Source organism: Pseudorhodoplanes sp. (assembly GCF_059499825.1).
Map to the genome: position 1 here is coordinate 10,029 of NZ_JCABZI010000004.1, position 22,941 is coordinate 32,969.

Genomic DNA, 22,941 nt, shown 5'->3' on the forward strand with positions numbered 1-22,941 from the left:
GCGGCGGCCGCGCTCTTGAGCGCAGGTATCTCGGCTGGGCCGACAAAATCCCGAAAACGATCCCGTGGTCCCTGGCGCTCAAACAGGGCATTTCGCGTGCAGGTGGACGATTCCATCCCGCTTTAACGGCAGGCTTGACTGAGAACAAAAACAGAACTATGTTCCCCTTACGTTCTGTCCAATATTGGACTTTCAGGCAGGGGGCCCGTCATGTTTCGCGCCGTCGTCGAGGAGGCCGCCGCACTGGCCTCGCTGTCGCTGTTTCTGGGGATGATCGCCATCTGGGCGCAGGTGCTCGGCGGCCTATGACGGTTTTTGTTCGCCTGTGAGTAGCGTCATGCGTTTGTTGCGTCCGCGGGAGAAAAGGACGCGGTTTCGGCCGGGCGCCCATCCTGGATTTCGTTCTGCGTAGGCGGGCGCCCGGCTGCTTCCATAGTCCGGTCGGGCCGTGGCCTTCTTCGCCGCTCGGCTTGAGCTGAACAGCGATCCGGCCCCTCGGTAATCGCCCCTTGGGGAAAACGGGTGCGCGTGGCCGCCCCGCGGGATTGGGTATGGACTTGGCCGTCCGGTCTCCGCACGATTGCAGCTGACCAATCAGATTCGTGAGGCCTCGGTGTCGGATGCACCCTTCGTGCACCTGCATGTGCACTCTTCCTATTCGCTGCTCGAAGGAGCGCTGAAGATCGGCAAGCTGGCGGACCTCGCCAAGGCCGACCGCCAGCCGGCGCTCGCACTCACCGATACCGACAACATGTTCGGGGCGCTGGAGTTTTCCGAGAAGCTCGCGTCCTCGGGAATCCAGCCCATCGTCGGCTGCTGCTTTTCGATCGATTTCGGCGACCAGCCGCGCGACCCGCGCAATCCGGCGCACAACACGTCATTTCCGCGCATCGTGCTTCTGGCCGCGCGCGAGGACGGCTACCAGCGCCTGATGCGGCTGTCGTCGCGCGCCTTTCTTGAGACATCCGGCACCGAGCGGTCGCATATCCGGGCCGATTGGCTCGCCGAAGGCACCGACGGTCTGATCGCTTTGACCGGCGGACCGGGCGGGGCGTTTGATCAGGCGATTGCCGCCGGGCAGCTCGATCTCGCGCAGGCCCGCGCGGCCACGCTGCGCGGGCTGTTCGGCGACCGGCTTTATGTCGAATTGCAGCGTCACGGACTTGCCGAGGAGCGTGCGACCGAACCGCATCTGATCGACATCGCCTATGCGCAATCGCTGCCGCTGGTCGCGACCAACGAACCGTTCTTCGCCGCACCCGACGACTACGAGTCGCACGATGCGCTGATCTGCATCGCGGAAGGACGGCTCATTGCCGAAACCGACCGGCGGCAGCTGACGCCCGAGCATTGCTTCAAGAGCCGCTCGGAAATGACCGAATTGTTTGCCGACCTGCCCGAGGCGATCGCCAACACGGTCGAGATTGCTCAGCGCTGTTCGTACCGCCCACGCACCCTGAAGCCGATCCTGCCGCGCTTCACATCGGGCGACGCCGATGAAGGCGTGGAATTGAGGGAGCGCGCGAAGGCCGGGCTCGAGCGGCGCATCGCGCTGCATGGTCTGGCTCCCGGCGTGACGCGTGAAGAATATGACGAGAGGCTTGCGTTCGAAATCGATGTGATCGAGCGCATGAAATATCCGGGCTATTTCCTGATCGTCGCGGACTTCATTCAATGGGCGAAGGGCGAGGGCATTCCGGTGGGGCCCGGCCGCGGCTCGGGAGCGGGATCTCTGGTCGCCTATGCGCTCACCATCACCGATCTCGATCCGATCCGCTTCGGGCTGCTGTTCGAACGCTTCCTCAATCCGGAGCGCGTGTCGATGCCGGACTTCGACATCGATTTCTGCCAGGACCGCCGCGACGAGGTGATCAAATACGTGCAGCGGCGCTACGGCCGCGATCAGGTGGCGCAGATCATCACCTTCGGTACGCTGCAGGCGCGCGGCGTGCTTCGCGACGTCGGCCGCGTGCTGGAGATGCCGTACGGTCAGGTCGACAAGCTGTGCAAGCTGGTGCCGCAGAATCCGGCCAATCCGGTGACGCTGGCGCGGGCGATCGAGGATGAACCAAAGCTGCAGGCCGAGCGCGATTCCAACCCCACGGTGCGGCGCGCCTTCGACATCGCCCGCAAGCTCGAGGGGCTGACGCGCCATGCGTCCACCCACGCCGCCGGCATCGTGATCGGTGATCGGCCGCTGGCGGAACTGGTGCCGCTGTATCGCGATCCGAAATCCGACATGCCGGTCACCCAGTTCAATATGAAATGGGTAGAGCCGGCGGGTCTCGTGAAGTTCGACTTCCTCGGCCTGAAGACGCTCACGGTGCTGAAGACCGCGGTCGATCTGCTGAAGGCCCGCAAGATCGATATCGACCTCTCCGCGATCCCGCTCGACGACACGAAGACCTACGAACTCCTCGGTCGGGCGGAAGCGGTCGGCATCTTCCAGCTGGAAAGTCAGGGCATGCGCCGGGCGCTGCTCGACATGAAGCCTGACCGGTTTGAGGACATCATCGCGCTGGTCGCGCTGTACCGGCCGGGTCCGATGGCGAATATCCCGACCTATTGCGCGCGCAAGCACGGCGACGAGGAGCCGGATTACATCCATCCGAAGCTCGAGGAGGTGCTGAAAGAGACCTTCGGCGTCATCGTCTACCAGGAACAGGTGATGCAGGCCGCCCAGCTTCTGGCCGGCTATTCGCTCGGGCAGGCGGATCTGTTGCGCCGCGCCATGGGCAAGAAGATCCGCAGCGAGATGCAGGCGCAGCGGCAGGGTTTCGTGAAAGGGGCCGTCGAGCGCGGCGTGCAAAAATCTCAGGCCGATGCGATCTTCGATCTGCTCGAACGCTTCGCTGAATACGGCTTCAACAAGAGCCACGCCGCGGCCTATGCGCTGGTCGCCTACCAGACCGCGTGGATGAAGGCGAATTATCCAGTCGAGTTTCTGGCCGCGTCGATGACGCTCGATATGGGCAATACCGACAAGCTCGCGGAATTCCGCAACGAAGCGGAGCGGCTCGGGATCAAGCTGATGCCTCCGTCGATCAACCGGTCGGGCCGCGCCTTCGAGGTCGAGGGCAACACGATCTATTATTCGCTTGCCGCACTGAAGGGCGTCGGCGCGCAGGCGGTGGACCTGATCGTGGCCGCGCGCAAGGACCGTCCGTTCCGCGATCTCACCGATTTCGCGTCCCGCATCAATCCGCGGGCGGTCAACAAGCGCGTGCTGGAAAGCCTTGCCGCCGCCGGCGCCTTCGACCAGCTCGAAGCCAATCGCGCCAGCGTCCATGCCGCGGTCGAGACCATCCTTGCCACCGCGCAGCGCTCCCACGATGCGGCCGAGAGCGGGCAGAACGAATTGTTCGGCGGACCGTCGCATCGCGAGCCGCTGCGGCTGCCGAATGTCGAACCGTGGGCGCCGGCGGATCGTCTGCAACGCGAATACGAGGCAATCGGCTTCTTCCTCACCGGCCATCCGCTCGACGATTATGCAAAGGCGCTGAAGCGCATGCAGGTGTTGAACTGGATGGAGTTCACCAAGTCGGTGCGGGCGGGCGCGAGTGCCGGCCGCACTGCGGCAACCGTGATCTCGCGCGCCGAGCGCCGGACCAAGACCGGCAACAAGATGGGTATCATCGGCCTGTCCGATCCGAGCGGGCAATACGAGGCGGTGCTGTTCCAGGAAGGACTGCAGCAATATCGCGAGCTGCTGGAGCCCGGGAACGCGGTGCTTCTGTTCCTGTCCGCCGAGGCTCAGGGCGAGGACGTCCGGGCTCGCATCCAGAGCGTTGAACGGCTCGATCAGGCCGCCGAGAAGGTGCAGAAGAGCCTGCAGATTTTCCTGCGCGATCCGGCGCCGCTCGACACCATCACCAACCGGCTGGAGGCGAGGGGGGACGGCGAGGTCCGTTTCGTCCTGATGCTGTCGGATGGCGGCGAGGTCGATGTGAAGCTGCCAGGCCGCTATAAGGTCTCCCCGCAGATCGCCGGTGCGATCAAGGCGCTGCCCGGGGTGGTCATGGTCGAGGCGGGGTAGCGGCGCCATCCAGTGCCGGAGGACTCCCGCCCGATGGCATGCCGACCTGCGGCGGGGCTGATTTCAGGGCCCGCACAGGAATCCCGCTTTTCCTTGCCTTTTCCGGGGGATGCGTCTATATGCGCGCCATCTCACACGCGGATCAGGGTTTTTCGCCCCGGTAACGGGACGGCAGGCCATCCGGTGGCGTCGGGCATCCCGCCCGCCGTTCACGTCATCCGCGGCGGAAAAAACCGGAGAATATCTATGGCGCTGCCCGATTACAGCATGCGTCAGCTATTGGAAGCTGGCGTTCACTTCGGCCATCAGGCCCACCGCTGGAACCCGAAGATGGGTGAATACATCTTCGGCGTCCGCAACAACATCCACATCATCGATCTCGCGCAGACCGTGCCGATGCTGCATCAGGCCTTGCAGGCGGTGTCCGACACCGTGGCCAAGGGCGGACGTATTCTGTTCGTCGGCACCAAGCGCCAGGCGCAGGACGGCATCGCGGAAGCCGCGAAGAAGAGCGCGCAGTATTACGTCAATTCGCGCTGGCTCGGCGGCACCCTCACCAACTGGAAGACTATCTCCGGATCGATCGCCCGGCTGCGCAAGCTCGAGGAGATGCTCTCCTCGAACGAGGCCCAGGGCTACACCAAGAAGGAGCGCCTCGACCTGCAGCGCGAGCGCGACAAGCTCGATCGCTCACTCGGCGGCATCAAGGACATGGGCGGCATTCCCGACATGCTGTTCGTGATCGATACCAACAAGGAAGACATCGCGATCAAGGAAGCGCGCCGGCTCAACATTCCGGTCGCCGCGATCGTCGATACCAATTGCGATCCGAACGGCATCACCTATGCCGTGCCGGGCAACGACGACGCCAGCCGCGCGATTTCGCTTTATTGCGATTTGATCGCACGCGCCGCGATCGATGGCATCGGCCGCTCGCAGGGCGAGCGTGGCATCGATGTCGGCGCGGCCGCAGAGCCGGTGATGGAAGACCTGCCGACGGCGAGCGACACCGGCTACGAAGCGCTGCCTGGGCCGCGCGGCGTTGCCGACGATCTGAAGAAGTTGCCGGGCGTTTCGGGCTCGATCGAGAAGCAGCTCAACGATCTCGGCATCTTCCATTATTGGCAGCTGGCACCGCTTGCGCACGAACAGGCGCATCGGCTTGGTGAAGAAGTCGGTCTGCCGGGCCGTGCCGACCAGTGGGTCGCCAAGGCCAAGGAATTCACGGCCGACGCCGAATAGACATCGTCGAACCAACGGCGCGGGCCCGGACCCGCGCCGCAAAGTCCTCTTTCGGAATTTTTGATATGGCAGAAATCACCGCAGCGCTCGTGAAGGATCTGCGCGAACAGACCGGCGCGGGCATGATGGATTGCAAGTCGGCGCTGACCGAGACCAAGGGCGACATCGAGGCTGCGGTCGACTGGCTGCGCAAGAAAGGCCTGTCCAAGGCCGCCAAGAAGGCCGATCGCGTCGCGGCCGAAGGCTTGATCGGCATCTCGACAGCTCAAGGAAAAGGAGCGATCGTCGAGGTCAATGCCGAGACCGACTTCGTTGCGCGCAACGACCATTTCCAGGGCCTGGTCAAGCTGATTGCCGACGCGGCTTTGTCCAATGGCGGCGACGCCGAAGCTGTGAAGGCGGCGAAGGTCGGCGACAAGACGGTGCAGGAAGCCATTGCGTCCGCCATTGCCACCATCGGCGAGAACATGACGCTTCGCCGCGCGGCGTCGCTGTCGGTCGGCAGCGGCGTTGTCGGCACCTATATGCACAATTCGATTTCCGAAGGTCTCGGCAAGATTGGTGTCCTGGTCGCGATCGAGTCGACCGGCGACAAGCAGGAACTGGCGGCTCTCGGCCGGCTGGTGGCAATGCATATTGCCGCGACCGGTCCGCTCGCGGTGGATTCGTCGGGGCTCGGCGCGGACGTGATCGAGCGCGAAAAGGGTGTCCTGGCCGACAAGGCCAAGGCCTCCGGCAAGCCGGACAATGTGATCGAGAAGATCGTCGAATCGGGCCTCAAGAGCTTCTACAAGGAAGTCTGCCTGCTCGATCAGTCCTACGTGCATGACGACAAGAAGAACGTCGCGCAGGCGATGAAAGAGGCCGAAGGCAAGGTCGGCGGCCCGATCAAGATCACCGGATTCGTGCGCTACAAGCTCGGCGAAGGGATCGAGAAGCAGGACAGCGATTTCGCCGCCGAAGTCGCAGCCGCCGCCGGCAAGAGCTAACGGCCAACGCCGGGACGATCGCATCATGGCCCAACCGGTCTATGCACGTGTGGTCGTCAAGCTCTCCGGCGAAGCCCTTGCCGGCCCGGCAGGATTTGGCGTCGATCAATCCATCGTCGAGACCATTGCGGCCGACATCGCGGCCTCGCGCCGTCTTGGCGTCGATATCGCGCTGGTGGTCGGGGGCGGAAACATCTTCCGCGGCGTCGAAGTCTCCGGCCGGGGCGTGTCACGCCCGACCGGTGACACGATGGGGATGCTGGCGACGGTGATGAACAGCCTGGTGATGGAGGCTGCCATCGAGCGCCACGGTGCGCCCGCGGCGACGTTGTCCTCCATTCCGATGCCGACCCTGTGCGATCACTTTTCGCGACGCCGCGCGCTCGATCTGATCGGGGCCGGGCGCGTCGTGCTGCTCGCCGGCGGCACCGGCAATCCGTATTTCACAACCGATACCACGGCGGTTCTGCGCGCCGCCGAACTCGACTGCAATGCGGTGCTCAAAGCCACCAATGTCGACGGGGTCTACGATGCCGACCCCAAGCAGAACAGTTCCGCCCGGAGATACGACCGCTTGAGCCCCAGGGAGGCTCTGGAGCGCAACCTTAAGATCATGGATTCGACGGCGTTCGCGCTTGCCCGCGAGAATGGTATGCCTATCATCGTTTTTTCGATCCGCGAGCCAGGAGCTATCGAGTCCGTCTTGCGCGGAAAGGGCCGGGCGACCATCGTTGCCGATTGAGTCCGGCTGAGATTCGGTTTTTGCGGCGCACGGCCCGATTCGGTCGGGTCCGGCAATGATCCGACAGAGCGATTCGAGAAAACGGTCCAAGAGCGAATCCAAGAGAACAGCGAGATGGCAGCGACAACCCACGACATCAACGATCTGAAGCGGCGCATGCAGGGCGCGCTCGGCGTGCTGAAGCAGGAATTGTCCGGGCTTCGCACCGGCCGGGCCAGCGCCACCCTGTTGGAACCGGTGCAGGTCGATGCCTATGGTACGCACATGCCGCTGTCGCAGCTCGCGACGGTCAGCGTGCCCGAGGCGCGGCTTCTCAGCGTGCAGGTATGGGACCGCGCGATGGTGCATGCGGTCGAGAAGGCGATTACCGCAGCCAATCTCGGGCTCAATCCACAGACCGAAGGCCAAGTCATCCGCCTGCGGATTCCGGAACTGAACGAAGACCGCCGCAAGGAGCTGGTCAAGGTTGCGCATAAATACGCCGAGTCTGCGCGGGTTGCGGTGCGGCATGTGCGCCGCGATGGCATCGACGTGATCAAGAAGCTCGAAAAGGATTCCCAGATTTCGAAGGACGATCACGAGCGCCACGCCAACGAAATCCAGAAGGCGACGGATCAGGCCATTCAGGACATCGACCAGCTTCTCGCCACCAAGGAAAAGGAAATCCTGACGGTCTGACCGCCGCTCCGGATTGCGGACTTGACAACCATGTCGATGCCAAAGGTGTCAGTCGACGGGACTTCGGGTTTCGAAGTCCCCCGTCACGTTGCCATCATCATGGATGGCAACGGGCGCTGGGCCGCGGCGCGCGGGCTTCCGCGCGGCGAGGGGCACCGCCGTGGCGTCGAGGCGCTGCGCCGCACCGTGCGCGCGGCCGGTGAGATAGGCATCGGCATCCTGACGATTTTTGCTTTCAGTTCGGAAAACTGGACCCGTCCGAAATCCGAAATCCGCGACCTGCTCGGATTGCTGCGCCTGTTCATTCGCAACGATCTTGCCGATCTCAAGCGCAACAACGTGCGCGTGCGGGTCATCGGAGAGCGTGAGACGCTGGCCCCCGACGTGAGACGGTTGCTCGAGGAAGCCGAAGAGATGACGCGGGACAACGACGGCATGACGCTCGTCGTCGCCTTCAATTACGGCGCCCGTCAGGAAATCGCCCGCGCGGCGCAGCGGCTGGCCTACGAGGTTGCGGCCGGGCGCATGTCGTCGTCCGACATCTCGGCAGAGCGGCTGTCGCAGTTCATGGATATGCCCGATCTTCCCGATCCCGACCTGATCATTCGGACCAGCGGGGAGCAGCGGCTGTCGAATTTCCTGTTGTGGCAATCGGCCTATAGCGAACTCGTCTTCGTCCCGACCTTCTGGCCCGATTTCGACCGTGCCGCTCTCGAGCAGGCAGTCTCCGAGTTTGCGCGGCGGGAGCGGCGGTTCGGTGGGCTGGCGGCAGCCGGATCCTGATCATGGAAGGTGGCAAGCCATCGATTCCGCTGATTGAGACGACCTCTACGCCGTCGGCGCGCAATCTGTGGCTGCGGGTGGCGTCAGCCGCCATCCTGGCGCCGCTCGCGATCGGCGCCGCCTGGCTCGGCGACTGGCCGTTCACTTTGTTCTGGGGGCTCGCCGCAATTGCGGTGTGGTGGGAATGGATCGGCCTGATCGAGCCGTCCGGCCGCAACGTGCTGCTCGCGACCGGTATTTGTGCGCTGGTGCTGCAGGGCATCATGTTCGAGAGCGGCCATCCGTCCATCGCACTGATGATTGTTGCGCTGGGCGTACTGGCGGGGATCGTGACCGCAGGCAAACGGGCGCTGGCGGTCGCCGGCGGCCTTCTCTACGCGTCGGTATTGCTGATGGCGACGATCATCGTGCGGTCCGGCGACGCCTACGGTTTTGCGGCGATCTTGCTCCTGTTCGCCATCGTCTGGGGTACCGATATCGGCGGTTTCTTTGCCGGACGCGCATTCGGAGGCCCAAAGCTCGCGCCGGCGATCAGTCCTAAAAAGACCTGGTCCGGCGCGATCGGCGGCACCATCGTCGGGATTGCGGCTGCGATTGGCGTCGCGTTGATGTTTTCGCTACCCAATCCCGTGATGATCGGCATCGTCGCGCTGATCCTGTCGATCGCGTCGCAGGGCGGTGACCTGTTCGAATCCTGGCTGAAGCGGCATTTCGACGTGAAGGATTCCAGCGGTCTCATTCCCGGCCATGGTGGCGTCATGGATCGCCTCGATGGATTTATCTTCGCCGTAACGGTGGCGGCGCTGATCGGCGTGTCGCGCGGCGGCTTCGACAACCCCGCCGCAGGGCTTCTGGTCTGGTAATCAATGGTCAAAACCGCACCCCGTCTTCCCCGCCAGACTGCATCGCCCGAAACGGCGCTGCGAACGATCAGTATCCTGGGTGCAACCGGGTCGATCGGCACCAGCACGTTCGACCTGCTGGCGCGGCAGCGCGACCGGTACTGCGTTGAAGCGGTGGCCGCGCAGCGCAACGTCGAGGCTCTGGCCAAGACCGCCATCGCGCTTGGGGCCCGTTTCGCCGCAGTGGCCGAGCCGGACGCCTATGGGGCGCTGAAGGATGCCTTGTCCGGGTCGGGTATCACCGCTGCGGCCGGAGCCGATGCGGTCATCGAGGCTGCGGCGCGCCCGGCCGACCTGATCGTCGCCTCGATCAGCGGCGCTGCGGGGCTGGCGCCAACCATGGCCGCGATCGAGCGCGGCACCGCGGTCGCGATCGCCAACAAGGAATGCCTCGTCTGCGCCGGCGCGCTGTTCATGCGGCGGGCCGCGGAGAAGGGCGCCACGATCCTGCCGGTCGATTCCGAACATAACGCGCTGTTCCAGGCGATGGCCGCGGGGCGGCGGTCCGACGTTCGCCGGCTGATCCTGACCGCGTCCGGCGGGCCGTTCCGGACATGGAGCGCGGAGGCGGTCAGGAATGCCACGCGCGAACAGGCGCTGAAGCATCCGAACTGGTCGATGGGCGCCAAGGTCACGATCGATTCCGCGACTTTGATGAACAAGGGACTCGAATTGATCGAGGCGCATCACCTGTTTCAGATGCCGGCGAAGGACATCGACGTGTACGTCCATCCGCAATCGATCGTGCACGGCATCGTCGAATTCCGGGACGGCTCTTTCATTGCGCAGCTCGGCGCGCCGGACATGCGGATCCCGATCTCGCATTGCCTGGCCTGGCCAGAGCGCATGAACGAGCCCGCGCGGCAATTGCGGCTGGACGAGATGGCCAGTCTCACCTTTGAGGCGCCCGACCTGGTCCGGTTTCCCGCCCTGCGGCTGGCGCGCACCGCGCTGGAGGAGGGCGGCGCCGCCCCGACGGTGCTGAATGCCGCCAACGAGGTCGCGGTCGCGGAATTTCTTGCAGGTCGCCTCGGATTTGCCGCCATTCCGTCGCTCGTGGAGGCTAGTCTGGATGCTGCGGCCCGAAGGGGGATAGTTCGCGAGCCGGCAAGCGTGGAAGAGGCCTTGGCGATCGACCGCACCGTGCGGGAGATTGCGGCCACGTTGAAGTCGTCGGCTTCAGCGGGTCTTCACTAAATTGCCGCCATTTGGGGAATAGGGTCCGTGCATGGGTTTTCTCGACAATTTCAGCCTCTGGGGCGGCGGCTTTCCCGGCTCGCTGCTTCCGTTCCTGTTCGTGCTGACGATCGTCGTGTTCTTTCACGAACTGGGCCATTTCCTGGTCGCCCGGCTGTGTGGCGTACGGGTGATGGTATTCTCGGTCGGCTTTGGCCCCGAGCTTCTGGGTTTCAACGATCGGCACGGCACCCGCTGGAAGATTTCGGCGATCCCGCTCGGCGGCTACGTAAAGTTCTTCGGCGACGAGGATGCTGCCAGCACGCCCGATCATGCCAGCGTATCAACGATGACGGCGGCGGAGCGGCGGGAAAGCTTCCATCATCAGAGCGTCGGCAAGCGCGCGGCGATCGTTGCCGCCGGGCCGATCGCAAACTTCATTCTTGCGATCCTGATCTTCGCATCGATCTTCGTGTTCTACGGCAAGCCCTCGACCTCGGCGCGGGTCGACGGCATCCAGCCGGACAGCGCGGCCGCGGCAGCAGGTTTCCAGGCCGGCGACGTTGTGGTCGCGATCGACGGCCGGCCGATCAAGACATTCTCCGAAATGCAGAGGGTGGTCTCCACCAATGCCGGACAGCAGCTCGCAGTGACGGTCGAGCGCGGCGGTGCGCGGGTCGACCTGAAGGCGACCCCGACGCTGCGCGAGGTGAAGGACAATTTCGGCAACACGCACCGGCTCGGCGTATTGGGCATCAGCCGTTCGATGGCGCCGGCCGATGCCCAACATCAGACCGTGTCTCCGTTGCCGGCGCTATGGATGGGCATCGAGGAGACCTGGTTCGTCATCGATCGGACGCTGTCCTATCTCGGCGGCGTCATCGTTGGACGGGAAGCCGCGGACCAGCTGGGCGGTCCCATCCGGATTGCCCAGGTCTCAGGCCAGGTCGCCACCGTCGGCTTTGTTGCCCTAATGAACCTGTCGGCGATCCTGTCGGTCTCGATCGGCCTGCTGAACCTCTTCCCGGTCCCGCTCCTCGATGGCGGTCACCTTTTGTTCTACGGAATAGAGGCGGTACGGGGAAAGCCGCTGTCTGAACGTGCCCAGGAAATGGGGTTCCGTGTAGGGTTGGCGCTGGTGGTGATGTTGATGATTTTTGCAACTTTTAACGACATCATCCATTTGGCGGCCTCCTGACACCTTCGCGGGGGAACTTTGTGTGGCGAGGCGGCAACGTGCCCGGGGTTAGTCGTGGATTGGAGCGGTTTCGTTTGCGCCTTTGGCCCAAGGCTGTAAAAACGAGTGGTGGTAGACACTTGTTTACGATTCTGATTGCCAAAGGGGTGGGACAAGAGCGCGTGGGAATGGGAATCGGTACCCGAGTTTGGCGGGGAATGGGGCTGGCAGCCTTTATCCTCGGGGGAATCTTTTTCGGCGTCGCTGCGATCGCAGTGCCGGCTGGGCCAGCCTATGCCCAATCGGCGAGCAGTATCGTGGTCGAAGGCAATCGCCGCATCGAAGCCGACACCATCCGCTCCTACTTCAAATCTGCCGGCGGCGGCCTGAACGCCGCGACCATCGACGAAGGCCTGAAGGGCCTCTACGCAACCGGCCTGTTCCAGGATATCCGCATCCGTCAGGCCGGCGGTCGGCTGTATGTGACGGTTGTCGAAAATCCGGTCATCAACAGGATCGCATTCGAGGGGAACGTCAAAGCCAAGGACGAGCAGCTCCTCGGCGAGATTCAGTCGAAGGTTCGTGGCACGCTGTCCCGCCCGGTCGTGCAATCGGACACCCAGCGCATCATCGAGCAATATCGGCGCAACGGGCGCTACGACGTGCGCGTGGTGCCGAAGGTCATCGAGCTCCCGAACAATCGCGTGGATCTCGTTTTCGAGGTCAACGAAGGCAAGAAAACCGGCGTCAAGAGCATCCGTTTCGTCGGCAACCGGTATTATTCGGACTACCGGCTCAAGGACATCATCAAGACCACCGAGTCCAATTTCCTCAGTTTCATGAAGTCGAGCGACGTCTATGATCCGGACCGGATCGAGGCGGATCGCGACCTGCTGCGCCGTTTCTACCTGAAGCATGGTTTCGCCGACGTGCGCGTCGTGTCCGCGGTGAGCGAATTCGATCCTCAGGCCGGTGCGTTCATCGTCACGTTCACGATCGACGAAGGCGAGCAATACAAATTCGGCGCGGTCGACATCCAATCGAACGTGCGCGCCGTCGACGCAGCCTCGCTGGCCGACAAGCTGAAGGCAAAACGGGGCTCGGTTTACAACGCCGAAGCCGTCGAAAAGTCGGTCGAATCGATTGCCATCGATGTGGCGCGCCGCGGCTATCCGTTTGCGGTGGTGCGGCCGCGCGGCGATCGCGATTTCGAAGGCCGGGTCATCAATGTGGTCTTCACGGTCGAGGAGGGGCCCCGGGCCTACATCGAACGGATCCAGATCCGCGGCAACACGCGGACCCGGGACTGGGTGATCCGGCGTGAGTTCGATCTCGCCGAAGGCGACGCCTACAACCGCGCACTCGTCGACCGTGCCGAGCGTCGCCTGAAGAACCTGAACTATTTCAAGTCGGTGAAGATCACCAATGAGCCCGGCACTTCACCGGACCGGGTCGTGATCAACGTCGAGGTCGAGGAACAGTCGACCGGTGAATTCTCCGTCTCCGGCGGTTACTCGACTCAGGACGGCTGGCTTGGCGAAGTGTCGGTCGGCGAACGCAACCTGCTGGGCCGCGGCCAGGCGGTGCGAGCGGCGGTGCAATACGGCCAGCGCGCACGCGGCTTCGAATTGTCGTTCATCGAGCCGTATTTCCTCGATTACCGGATGGCGCTTGGTCTCGACTTCTTCGGCAAGGAGACCGACCAGCAGCAATACACCTCGTACGATACCCGGACATTGGGTGGCGCGGTGCGGCTCGGCTTCGAGCTTCGCGAGGACCTCGCGCTGCAGCTTCGCTACTCGCTGTTCCAGCAGGAGATCACGCTGCAGGAAGGCACGTCGGCCTGCTATACGACGGTGCCGTGGAAACCGGAGAACGACCCGACTTGGACGAAGCCGAACGGTTGTAACGACGTGTCGATCGTGCCGTCGCTGCCGGTTCGCCTGAGCTTCGATCAGGGCGCGCAGATCACGTCGATGGCGGGCTACAGCCTGATCTACAATACGCTGGACAATAACCGGAACCCGTCCTCCGGTATTCGCGGCGAACTGAAGCAGGAATTCGCCGGCATCGGCGGCGATGTGAACTTCATCCGGACCTCCGGCGATATTCGCTTCTATCAGGAGGTGATCCCGGATTTCGTCGGGCTGCTGCGCTTCCAGGCCGGCAATATCACGCCGTGGAATGGCAACAATCTGCGCTTCAACGATCTGTATCAGGGCGGGCCGAACCTGGTCCGCGGTTTCCGCCAGAACGGCTTCGGGCCGCGCGATCTGACGCCATGGACCACCCAGGATGCGATCGGTGGTGCGAATTTCTGGGCTGCGAGCGCGGAATTGTTCATCCCGCTGCATTTCATTCCGAAGGATGTCGGGATCCGGGCTTCGATCTTCGCCGACGCGGGTAATGTGTGGGATTACAAGGGACCGACAAGCGCTGGCGGTGAGGTCATGACGTTTGCGGATTCGAAGCTCATCCGCGCATCCGTCGGCGCCGGCCTGATCTGGGATTCGCCCTTCGGACCGTTGCGGTTCGACTATTCGATCCCGCTCAACAAGGAAAGCTACGATATCGTGCAGGAATTCCGCTTCGGCGGCGGAACGAAGTTCTGATCGACAAGGGTCCGGTTCTCCGCCAGAAGCCGCCAGAATGATGTTGCGAGCCGGCGGATGACCGAACCGATTTTCATCGAACGCGCGGAGACGTTGACCGCGGGGGACATCGCAGCCCTCACCGGAGCGACCCTTTCCGATCCTTCCCGAGCGGAGACGGTGATCGTCAACGTCGCACCGATCGATCGGGCCGGCCCCCGCGATCTGACGTTTTTTGAGAACCTCAGCTATGCCGAGGGCTTAAGGAATACCCGGGCCGGCGCGTGCCTCATCGCCGAGCGTTTCGCGCACCAGGCGCCTGCCGGGCTGCTGCTGTTACTGACGCGCGAGCCCTATCGGGGCTTCGTCGCGGTCACCCGCAAACTGTTTCCCGGCGCTCTGCGCCCCTCGTCGCTGTTCGAGGCCGATGGCATTACGCCCGGCGCCTCGGTTCATCCGAAGGCCAGGCTCGAAGACGGCGTGACGGTCGAGCCCGGAGCCGTGATCGGACCGAAAGCCGAGATCGGCACGGGCACGCTGGTCGGCGCTGGAGCGGTGATTGGGGCGGGCGTGCGGATCGGCCGCGACTGCAATATCGGCGCACATTGCTCGGTCACCCACGCGTTGATCGGGGACCGGGTTATCCTCCATCCCGGGTGCCGGATCGGTCAGGATGGCTTCGGATATGTCATGAGCCCACGCGGCCATCTCAAGGTCCCGCAGGTTGGACGCGTCATCATCCAGGACGACGTGGAGATCGGTGCCGGGACGGCGATCGATCGCGGCGCAATCCGGGATACGGTGATCGGTGAGGGAACGAAAATCGACAATCTGGTTCAGATTGGCCACAATGTCAGCATTGGGCGGCATTGTGTGATCGTCGCCCATTGCGCTATCGCGGGTAGCGTGACGCTCGAGGATTTTGTCGCTCTCGGAGGGCGCGTGACCATCAACAATCACGTCAGCATCGGAGAGGGAGCGCAGGTTGCGGGATTGAGTGGGGTGAATTCTGATATTCCGCCCGGCGGCCGATGGGCCGGCGTGCCTGCCAAACCGGCGAAGCTCTGGATGCGTGAGGTCGCCTGGCTCGAGCGCGCCGCCAAGAAGCACAGCGCCGAAAAAGGCAGAGCCGAAGATTAAACGACAAAGATTGAACCAAAAGTTTGAACGACGAAGATCGAACGTCATGGACGACACGCCAACCAAGCTCGAGACGGCCGATATCGCGCGCATTTTGAAGGCGCTGCCGCATCGCTATCCGTTCCTGATGATCGATCGTGTGATCGACATGCGGTCGGACGAGTCGGCCATCGGCATCAAGAATGTGACGGCGAACGAACCGCAATTCATGGGGCATTTTCCCGAGAATCCGGTCTTTCCCGGTGTGCTGATGATCGAGGGAATGGCGCAAACCGCCGGTGTGCTGTGCATCTGCTCCGGCAAGGCCGGCAGCACGACCAAGAGCGTATTCTTTCTGACCATCGACAAGGCGAAATTTCGCAAGCAGGTCGTTCCGGGCGATACCATCGAGTATCATGTGAGCAAGATCGCCAATAAGCGCATGATGTGGTGGTACCGTGCCGAAGCGCGCGTGCAGGGTTCACTGGTGGCCGAAGCCGAAGTCGGAGCGATGATTGTCAATGCTTGAAACGCCCGACGCCACCATCGATCCGACTGCGCGCATATCGCCCGGCGCCGTCATCGGCAAGGGATCCAGCATCGGCCCGTATTGCGTGATCGGCCCGAATGTCGTTCTCGGCGAGCAGTCGCGTCTGATCAGTCACGTGGCCTTGTCCGGCCACACCACGATCGGTGATCGCACCGTCATCTATCCATTCGCCTCGCTCGGCACGCCGCCGCAATCGGTCAAGTATCGCGGCGGACCGACCCGCCTGATCATCGGCTCCGATTGTGAGATCCGCGAAAACGTCACCATGAATACCGGCACCGAGGACGATGGCGGTGTCACCAGCGTCGGCGACAAATGCACGTTCATGGTCGGCTCGCATGTCGGTCATGACTGCAAGGTCGGCAACCAGGTCACGCTCGCCAACAATGCCGTCCTGGGCGGCCATGTCGTGGTCGAGGACTACGTATTCATGGGCGGCCACTCGGCCGCGCATCAATTCGTGCGGATCGGCGAGAGCGCGATGATCGCCGGCGTGACGGGACTCGGCGCCGACGTAATCCCGTTTGGCTTCGCGATCGGGCAACGCGGCGAACTGGACGGGCTGAATGTCGTCGGCATGCGCCGGCGGGGTTATTCGCGTGCCGATATCCATGGCTTGCGTCAGGCCTATCGCGCCTTGTTTCTGGTGCGTGGTCATTTCAAGGAGCGGGTCGAGGCGGTCGAACGCGGCTTTGCCGACGATCCGGTGGTCGCCAAGGTCGTGGCCTTCATCAAGGCCGGCGGCTCGCGGCCGTTGATGAAAGCGGGCAAGACCGGCCAGGCCGGAGAAAGAAGCCCGGCCGGGGAGTCATGACCGGTCCGGACGACCTGCCAGCGGACGCGGGTCCGGTCGCCATCATTTGCGGCGGCGGTACCTTTCCGTTCACGGTCGCCGACGCGTTGGTCAAGAATGGCCGCGGCGCCGTTCTGTTCGCCCTGAAAGGCTGGGCCGATCCCGAGCGTGTGAAGAGCTATCCGCATCACTGGGCGCATGTGACCCAGCTCGGTCGTTTCCTGCGGCTGGCGCGGCGCGAAGGCTGCCGCGACGTCATCTTCATCGGCACGCTGGTGCGGCCGAGTTTGCGGCAGCTGATCAATTTCGACCTCGCGACCCTGCGCGTCCTGCCCTCTGCGATCCGCCATTTTTACGGGGGCGACAATCATCTGCTCACCGGGATGGCGGGGATGCTCGAAGGCCACGGCTTCAGGCTGCTCGGTGCGCACGAAGTCGCGCCGGAGATCCTGGTGCAGGAGGGTGCCCTCGGACAGGCTGGACCGAAGCCCGGCGACCTCGACGACATCCGATACGGCCTCGACGTGCTGAGGGTGATGGGACCGCTCGATATCGGGCAGGGCGTGGTGGTCGCGAACCGGCATGTGATCGCGGTCGAAGCCGCGGAGGGGACTGACCTGATGCTGGCGCGCGTCGCCGATCTGCGTCGTAGCAAGCGGTTCCGCGCACCGCCCGGGACCGGCGTTTTGGTCAAGGCACCCAAGCCCGGCCAGGACCGGCGGTTCGATCTGCCGTCGATTGGGCCGCGGACGGTGGACGGTGTTGCCGAAGCCGGCCTTGCGGGCCTCGCCGTCATTGCCGGCGGCGCGATTGTCGCCGAGCCGCAAATTGTGGTGGAGAAGGCCGATCGTGCCAATGTATTCGTGCTCGGTCTTCCCGAACCGCACGGCGATGGCGCATGAAGGTCTTTCTGGTTGCGACCGAAGAATCCGGCGACCGCCTCGGCGCGGCGCTGATGCAGTCGCTGAAGGCGAGACTCGGCGACAACGTTCAATTCCGCGGCGTCGGTGGCTATGAAATGGCGGCGGAAGGATTGCCGTCGCTGTTTCGCATCGACGATCTCGCCATCGTTGGACTGGCCGGCATCACCCAGGCCTTGCCGATGATCCTGTCGCGCATCCGCCAGACATCGCGCGCTGCGCTCGATGAAAAACCCGACGTGATGGTCATCATCGACTCGCCGGATTTCACCCATCGGGTCGCGCGCCGCGTCCGCAAGAAGAACCGCGCGATCCCGATCGTGAATTATGTCTCGCCATCGGTCTGGGCCTGGCGGCCGGGGCGGGCGAAGGCGATGAGCCGCTATATCGATCATGTACTGGCGCTGTTGCCGTTCGAACCCGAGGTTCACAGGACGCTGGGCGGCCCGCCTTGCACCTATGTCGGCCATCCGCTGGTCGAGCAGGTTCACGAATTGCGCCCCAATGCGGAGGAGGCGGCGCGGCGCATGAACGGCACGCCGACGCTGCTGGTGCTGCCCGGCAGCCGCAAGGCCGAGATCCGGCGCCTGATCGAGCCGTTCGGCCGCACCATCGAACGCATCGCCAAAACCGTCTGGCCGCTCGACATCGTCATTCCCACCACACCGCATCTGCAGGATCTGGTGGTGCGCGAGACCGCGCGCTGGCCGCTGCGGCCGAAGATCGTGGTGAAGCGCGAGGACCGCCGCGCCGCCTTCCGGGAGGCGCGGGCGGCGCTTGCCAAATCCGGGACGGTCACGCTCGAACTCGGGGTGTCCGGCGTGCCGATGATCACCGCATACAAGGTCGCGTCCTGGGAGGCGGCGATCGCACGCAGGCTGATCCGGGTCCCGTCCGTGATCCTGACCAACCTGGTGCTCGGCGAGAATGTCGTGCCCGAATTCATCCAGACCGATTGCACGCCGGAGAAGCTCTCGGCCGCGCTGGCGCCGCTCCTGTCCGACAGCCCCGAGCGCCGCAGGCAGACCGAGGCCTTTGCCCGCCTCGATGAGATCATGCAGATCGGCACGGCCCAGCCCGCGCGGCGCGCGGCCGAGATCGTCGAAAACGTGGCCCGGAAATCAAGTCCGGCCGGCTGAGCCCCGGCCCGAAACGCTGGCATCCGGCCCCGTAACCGCCTAATTTGCATCGTCTTGTCACATTGCCAGATCCGGCGCGAGCGCCCATGCTTAATGGTCACAACTTAAAAACCCCAGCGATAACAGGCGTTTGCGGACATCTGCCGGATTACGTGCTGACCAATGCCGAGCTTGCTCGGCTGGTCGATACCTCCGATGCCTGGATCACCGAGCGCACCGGCATCCGCGAGCGCCGTATCCTGAAAGGTGAGGGGCTGGGCACCTCCCATATGGGCGCCGAAGCGGTGAAAGGCCTGCTCGCGCGCACCGGCAACAAGCCCTCCGACATCGACCTGTTGATCTGCGCGACCACGACGCCGGACATGGTGTTTCCGTCGACCGCCAACCTGATCGCCGACATGGTGGGCCTCGGCCCGGTCGGATCGTTCGACGTGCAGGCGGCGTGTTCGGGCTTCATCTACGCCATCACCATTGCCTCGCAATTCGTTGCCAACGGCCAGTGCAAGAAGGTTGTGGTCGTCGGCGCCGACAAGATGTCGACCATCATCGATTACACCGATCGCGCCACCTGCGTGCTTTTCGGCGATGGCGCCGGCGCGGTGCTGATCGAACCCAGCCCGAATGGCGAAGGCATCCTCGACACCCTGATCCGCTCGGACGGATCGGGCATGATCCACCTGCACCAGAAGGCCGGCGGCAGCCGATTGCCGCCCAGCGCCGAGACGGTGGCGAAGCGCATGCATTACGTCCATCAGGAGGGGGCGGCGGTCTACAAATTCGCCATCGCCAAGATGGCGGAGGTGGCCGGCGAAATCATGAGCCGCAACAACCTGCGCGGCGACATGATCCAGTGGCTGGTGCCGCATCAGGCCAACCGGCGCATCATCGAATCGACCGCCGAGCGGATGGGCCTGCCGATGGAGCGGGTCATGATGACGATCCAGAAATACGGCAACACCACAGCCGCGACGATCCCGCTCTGCCTCTGGGATTACGAGAGCCAGCTCAAGACCGGCGACCGCCTGATCCTGGCGGCATTCGGCGGCGGCTTTACCTGGGGCGCGTCCTACGTGACCTGGGCCTATGACGGCGCCGAGCGCGTTAAGCAGACCAATGGCCAAGGTGCCCACGCGGCCTGAGCGGATGTCGATCCGGCGCAGCGTTTTCACAGCGATCTGATCCGCGGCTGCGGCGCGCTCGTTGTGTCGTGAGGATTGGCCGTCACCGGCGCAGCGTCAGGAGCGGCTTTCGGCGCATAGCGCCGCTGCAATTCTTGCCAGCGCGCCACTTCGGCGTCGGCCGCCAGGCCCGCTGCTTTGTTTGTCAGTCCGCCGGCGCTGGCCGTGATGGCGGCGCGAACCCAGACCCGGGCTTCCTCAGGCAGTTGCCACCAGAAATGCCGGAAGCATGCCTGCGCATCGCCTTTGCAATCGAGGGCGCGCCGGCAGGGCGGCTTGCCGCAGACGCGCCAGAACTGCAGCGCCCGGCAGAGCGGACGCAGGTCCTGCGCCTCGCTGTCGGAGTGGCTTTTCCGCTGTGCGGTTTGGGGACGGCGCTTGCCGGGCCTGCTCATGGTGGCCTCCGATGAGATCGATGATTGGAAAGGGCAGCCGTTCGCGATCCCGCGGCGCATCCGCGCCCCGGGGCTGCGCTGAAATCCCCTCGCATCGTGAGGGGAGGTGGAACGCCGCGAGGCGCACCAGCCGATGTCCGCACCGCGACGGGTGCGGCGCGCGCGTTATCGCAGCGCGCTCGCCTTGCGGCGCTCCACCAGCGGCGTTCTGACGGGGCCCGAAAGCCGCCGCCAACCCCGGGCCGCGCTTCCAGCGCCGGGACAAACCCGACGCCACTAGCGAGCTCCTCGCACGCCGGTCCTAGTGCCGGCAGGGCGGGGTCCCGGGGCCACCCGAGAACAGGCTCCACGTTAGAGCCAGCCCGCAGGGCGCCGCGTCCTGCTCCATCCGCCGAACGTCTCCGGAAGACGCCCCTCGCGAGCCGGACGGGAGAAGGTATATTATCCTATAGGAATATTGTCAAGGGGTGGTGGAGGAGCGTCATTCCGGGGCGCTGGCCCTGAGCGAGCGAATCCAACGGGAGGGCTCAAAGTGCCGATCAAATCAGAATGCACTCGCGAGCACGGCGGGTCTTCGATCGTCCGCGCACTGACGGTCGGACTGAGCCGGCTTATGTGACGTCCGGCCTACGCGGTCTTCCCGAACTTGTCCCACGCCCACAGCGCCAGCAGGACGATCAGCGAGCCGACGAAGGCCGCTACAACATCGCGCAGCGAGATCGAAATCCGGTCGAGATTCGGAAACAGCCCGAACAGCCTGAACAGGAAGCCGCCAAGGAGCGCGCCGACAAGGCCGAGTGCGGCATTGCGCCAGACGCCGAAGCCGGCCTTGTGCCAGGTGATGGCGTAGCCGGCGAGGGTGCCGCCGATCAGGCCTACGGCAACCCAGACGATCAGTTGCGAGAGTGTCGGCATCATGGTTCGTCTCCGCGCCCGCTGCGTCAGGCAAACGCGAATCTACACCCAATCCCACACCCCTGAAATCAAAAGGCCGGCTGCGAGAGCCGGCCTTTCAAAAAATCTGGGACTAACTCGGCGTCCTGCGCGTCGATCCTCAGGCCTTGCGGGTCGAGATCGGCACGTAATCGCGGCGGGTCGGGCCGGTATAGAGCTGGCGCGGCCGGCCGATCTTCTGCTGCGGATCCTCGATCATTTCCTTCCACTGCGCGATCCAGCCAACCGTTCGCGCAACGGCAAAGAGCACGGTGAACATCGAGGTCGGGAAGCCCATCGCACGCAGCGTGATGCCCGAATAGAAATCGATATTCGGATACAGCTTCTTCTCGATGAAATAGTCGTCGTGCAGCGCGACGCGCTCGAGCTCCATCGCCACCTGCAGCAGCGGGTCGTCCTGATGGCCGACCTCGGACAGCACTTCGTGACAGGTCTTCTGCATGATCTTGGCGCGCGGATCGTAGTTCTTGTAGACCCGGTGGCCGAAGCCCATCAGACGGAACGAGTCGTTCTTGTCCTTGGCGCGCTTGACGTATTCCGGAATGCGATCGACCGAGCCGATCTCTTCCAGCATTTTCAGCGCGGCTTCGTTGGCGCCGCCATGCGCGGGACCCCAGAGGCACGCGACGCCGGCAGCGATACAGGCGAACGGATTGGCGCCCGAGGAGCCGGCAAGGCGGACCGTCGAGGTCGAGGCATTCTGCTCGTGGTCGGCATGCAGGATGAAGATGCGATCCATCGCGCGCGCCATCACCGGGTTCGGCTTGTAATCCTCGGTCGGCACCGCGAAGCACATCTTCAGGAAGTTCGACGAATAATCGAGCGCATTGGTCGGATACACGAACGGCTGGCCGATCGTGTATTTGTAGGCCATCGCCGCCAGCGTCGGCAGCTTGGCGATCATGCGGATCGAGGCGACCAGACGCTGATACGGATCGGAGATGTCGGTGGAGTCGTGATAGAAAGCCGACAAGGCGCCGACCGAGCCGACCATAACCGCCATCGGATGTGCGTCGCGGCGGAAGCCCTGGAAGAACCGGCTCATCTGCTCGTGCACCATGGTGTGGTTGGTGACGCGCTTGACGAAGTCCGCCTTCTGGGCCGCGGTCGGCAATTCTCCGAACAGCAGCAGGTAGCAGGTCTCGAGGAAGTCGCCGTGCTCGGCGAGTTGTTCGATCGGATAACCGCGATAGAGCAGGATGCCCTCATCGCCGTCGATATAGGTGATCTTGGATTCGCAGCTCGCGGTCGAGGTGAAGCCCGGATCGTAGGTGAACATGCCGGTCGCGGCATACAGCTTCGAGATATCGAGAACCTCGGGCCCGATGGTTCCGGTCTTGACCGGAAAATCATGGCTGTCGTCGCCGACCGTGACTTTGCCAGTCTTGGCGCTTGCCGTTTTTGCGTCCATCGGCATCCCCTTGCGAGCAGCCCGGATATTCTGACCGCGATCGGCCGGTCGAATTCCGACCGGCTCTCAAGCCCAGCATCCGGGGAATTGGTTCAGTGCTTTTGGCCTATCCCATCCCATTCCGCACCGCAAGATGGGCCAAAGTCGGCGCGGGCAAGGAACCACG

General features: G+C 63.9%; 19 protein-coding genes. 16 read left to right on the forward strand and 3 right to left on the reverse strand.

The window, feature by feature from the left end; genetic code table 11:
• Positions 1-613: 613 nt before the first annotated feature.
• The 16 genes from dnaE to AC5I5I_RS06775 all read left to right on the forward strand — a co-directional run bounded on the left by dnaE (position 614) and on the right by AC5I5I_RS06775 (position 19,976).
• Positions 614-4,036, forward strand: a complete 3,423-nt coding sequence (gene dnaE, locus AC5I5I_RS06700; protein WP_495971188.1) for a DNA polymerase III subunit alpha — start codon at positions 614-616, stop codon at positions 4,034-4,036.
• A gap of 246 nt (positions 4,037-4,282) precedes the next feature.
• Complete coding sequence (locus AC5I5I_RS06705; protein ID WP_495971190.1) at positions 4,283-5,278, forward strand: 30S ribosomal protein S2; 996 nt, start codon at positions 4,283-4,285, stop codon at positions 5,276-5,278.
• Positions 5,279-5,343: 65 nt separating this feature from the next.
• Positions 5,344-6,267, forward strand: coding sequence for a translation elongation factor Ts (gene tsf / locus AC5I5I_RS06710; RefSeq protein WP_495971192.1), 924 nt, complete (start codon positions 5,344-5,346; stop codon positions 6,265-6,267).
• A 25-nt stretch (positions 6,268-6,292) separates the two neighbouring features.
• Positions 6,293-7,009, forward strand: a complete 717-nt coding sequence (pyrH, locus tag AC5I5I_RS06715) for a UMP kinase (protein WP_495971194.1) — start codon at positions 6,293-6,295, stop codon at positions 7,007-7,009.
• Between the two features lie 114 nt (positions 7,010-7,123).
• Positions 7,124-7,687, forward strand: coding sequence for a ribosome recycling factor (gene frr, locus AC5I5I_RS06720; RefSeq protein ID WP_495971196.1), 564 nt, complete (start codon positions 7,124-7,126; stop codon positions 7,685-7,687).
• A 30-nt stretch (positions 7,688-7,717) separates the two neighbouring features.
• On the forward strand, positions 7,718-8,470 hold the full coding sequence (locus AC5I5I_RS06725; protein WP_495971198.1) for an isoprenyl transferase: 753 nt from the start codon (positions 7,718-7,720) through the stop codon (positions 8,468-8,470).
• A gap of 2 nt (positions 8,471-8,472) precedes the next feature.
• On the forward strand, positions 8,473-9,333 hold the full coding sequence (locus AC5I5I_RS06730) for a phosphatidate cytidylyltransferase (RefSeq protein ID WP_495971200.1): 861 nt from the start codon (positions 8,473-8,475) through the stop codon (positions 9,331-9,333).
• Positions 9,334-9,336: 3 nt separating this feature from the next.
• Complete coding sequence (dxr, locus tag AC5I5I_RS06735; protein ID WP_495971202.1) at positions 9,337-10,569, forward strand: 1-deoxy-D-xylulose-5-phosphate reductoisomerase; 1,233 nt, start codon at positions 9,337-9,339, stop codon at positions 10,567-10,569.
• Between the two features lie 31 nt (positions 10,570-10,600).
• Positions 10,601-11,746: an RIP metalloprotease RseP gene (gene rseP / locus AC5I5I_RS06740; protein WP_495971204.1), complete on the forward strand. Its 1,146-nt coding sequence runs from the start codon at positions 10,601-10,603 to the stop codon at positions 11,744-11,746.
• A 167-nt stretch (positions 11,747-11,913) separates the two neighbouring features.
• Positions 11,914-14,337, forward strand: coding sequence for an outer membrane protein assembly factor BamA (bamA, locus tag AC5I5I_RS06745; protein ID WP_495971206.1), 2,424 nt, complete (start codon positions 11,914-11,916; stop codon positions 14,335-14,337).
• A 57-nt stretch (positions 14,338-14,394) separates the two neighbouring features.
• Entirely contained in the window at positions 14,395-15,456 is a 1,062-nt protein-coding gene (lpxD, locus tag AC5I5I_RS06750; protein WP_495971208.1) for a UDP-3-O-(3-hydroxymyristoyl)glucosamine N-acyltransferase, read from the forward strand.
• Positions 15,457-15,502: 46 nt separating this feature from the next.
• Positions 15,503-15,964: a 3-hydroxyacyl-ACP dehydratase FabZ gene (fabZ, locus tag AC5I5I_RS06755; RefSeq protein ID WP_495971210.1), complete on the forward strand. Its 462-nt coding sequence runs from the start codon at positions 15,503-15,505 to the stop codon at positions 15,962-15,964.
• Positions 15,957-16,799, forward strand: coding sequence for an acyl-ACP--UDP-N-acetylglucosamine O-acyltransferase (gene lpxA / locus AC5I5I_RS06760; protein WP_495971212.1), 843 nt, complete (start codon positions 15,957-15,959; stop codon positions 16,797-16,799). The genes fabZ and lpxA overlap by 8 nt, the downstream gene beginning before the upstream one ends.
• Positions 16,796-17,680: an LpxI family protein gene (locus tag AC5I5I_RS06765; protein WP_495971214.1), complete on the forward strand. Its 885-nt coding sequence runs from the start codon at positions 16,796-16,798 to the stop codon at positions 17,678-17,680. Before lpxA ends, AC5I5I_RS06765 begins: the two co-directional genes overlap by 4 nt.
• Positions 17,677-18,837, forward strand: a complete 1,161-nt coding sequence (gene lpxB / locus AC5I5I_RS06770) for a lipid-A-disaccharide synthase (RefSeq protein ID WP_495971216.1) — start codon at positions 17,677-17,679, stop codon at positions 18,835-18,837. The genes AC5I5I_RS06765 and lpxB overlap by 4 nt, the downstream gene beginning before the upstream one ends.
• Before the next feature lie 86 nt (positions 18,838-18,923).
• Positions 18,924-19,976 (forward strand): beta-ketoacyl-ACP synthase III, encoded by a 1,053-nt coding sequence (locus tag AC5I5I_RS06775; protein WP_495971219.1) that lies wholly within the window; start codon positions 18,924-18,926, stop codon positions 19,974-19,976.
• A gap of 26 nt (positions 19,977-20,002) precedes the next feature.
• Here the strand turns inward: AC5I5I_RS06775 and AC5I5I_RS06780 are convergent, their stop codons facing one another.
• From AC5I5I_RS06780 to gltA, 3 genes are all read right to left on the reverse strand, one after another.
• On the reverse strand, positions 20,003-20,410 hold the full coding sequence (locus AC5I5I_RS06780; protein ID WP_495971222.1) for a hypothetical protein: 408 nt from the start codon (positions 20,408-20,410) through the stop codon (positions 20,003-20,005).
• 627 nt (positions 20,411-21,037) lie between these two features.
• Positions 21,038-21,328, reverse strand: coding sequence for a GlsB/YeaQ/YmgE family stress response membrane protein (locus AC5I5I_RS06785; protein WP_495971224.1), 291 nt, complete (start codon positions 21,326-21,328; stop codon positions 21,038-21,040).
• 136 nt (positions 21,329-21,464) lie between these two features.
• Positions 21,465-22,775, reverse strand: coding sequence for a citrate synthase (gltA, locus tag AC5I5I_RS06790; RefSeq protein WP_495971226.1), 1,311 nt, complete (start codon positions 22,773-22,775; stop codon positions 21,465-21,467).
• Positions 22,776-22,941: the final 166 nt, after the last annotated feature.

Bases quoted from the DNA above. Each gene is read 5' to 3' on its own strand.
- dxr (WP_495971202.1), top strand. From the start codon at position 9,337: ATGGTCAAAACCGCACCCCGTCTTCCCCGCCAGACTGCATCGCCCGAA.
- lpxD (WP_495971208.1), top strand. From the start codon at position 14,395: ATGACCGAACCGATTTTCATCGAACGCGCGGAGACGTTGACCGCGGGG.
- AC5I5I_RS06725 (WP_495971198.1), top strand. From the start codon at position 7,718: ATGTCGATGCCAAAGGTGTCAGTCGACGGGACTTCGGGTTTCGAAGTC.
- gltA (WP_495971226.1), bottom strand. From the start codon at position 22,775: ATGGACGCAAAAACGGCAAGCGCCAAGACTGGCAAAGTCACGGTCGGC.
- lpxB (WP_495971216.1), top strand. From the start codon at position 17,677: ATGAAGGTCTTTCTGGTTGCGACCGAAGAATCCGGCGACCGCCTCGGC.
- AC5I5I_RS06775 (WP_495971219.1), top strand. From the start codon at position 18,924: ATGCTTAATGGTCACAACTTAAAAACCCCAGCGATAACAGGCGTTTGC.
- fabZ (WP_495971210.1), top strand. From the start codon at position 15,503: ATGGACGACACGCCAACCAAGCTCGAGACGGCCGATATCGCGCGCATT.
- AC5I5I_RS06785 (WP_495971224.1), bottom strand. From the start codon at position 21,328: ATGATGCCGACACTCTCGCAACTGATCGTCTGGGTTGCCGTAGGCCTG.
- AC5I5I_RS06780 (WP_495971222.1), bottom strand. From the start codon at position 20,410: ATGAGCAGGCCCGGCAAGCGCCGTCCCCAAACCGCACAGCGGAAAAGC.
- AC5I5I_RS06730 (WP_495971200.1), top strand. From the start codon at position 8,473: ATGGAAGGTGGCAAGCCATCGATTCCGCTGATTGAGACGACCTCTACG.
- tsf (WP_495971192.1), top strand. From the start codon at position 5,344: ATGGCAGAAATCACCGCAGCGCTCGTGAAGGATCTGCGCGAACAGACC.
- rseP (WP_495971204.1), top strand. From the start codon at position 10,601: ATGGGTTTTCTCGACAATTTCAGCCTCTGGGGCGGCGGCTTTCCCGGC.
- AC5I5I_RS06765 (WP_495971214.1), top strand. From the start codon at position 16,796: ATGACCGGTCCGGACGACCTGCCAGCGGACGCGGGTCCGGTCGCCATC.
- AC5I5I_RS06705 (WP_495971190.1), top strand. From the start codon at position 4,283: ATGGCGCTGCCCGATTACAGCATGCGTCAGCTATTGGAAGCTGGCGTT.
- frr (WP_495971196.1), top strand. From the start codon at position 7,124: ATGGCAGCGACAACCCACGACATCAACGATCTGAAGCGGCGCATGCAG.
- bamA (WP_495971206.1), top strand. From the start codon at position 11,914: ATGGGAATCGGTACCCGAGTTTGGCGGGGAATGGGGCTGGCAGCCTTT.
- pyrH (WP_495971194.1), top strand. From the start codon at position 6,293: ATGGCCCAACCGGTCTATGCACGTGTGGTCGTCAAGCTCTCCGGCGAA.
- lpxA (WP_495971212.1), top strand. From the start codon at position 15,957: ATGCTTGAAACGCCCGACGCCACCATCGATCCGACTGCGCGCATATCG.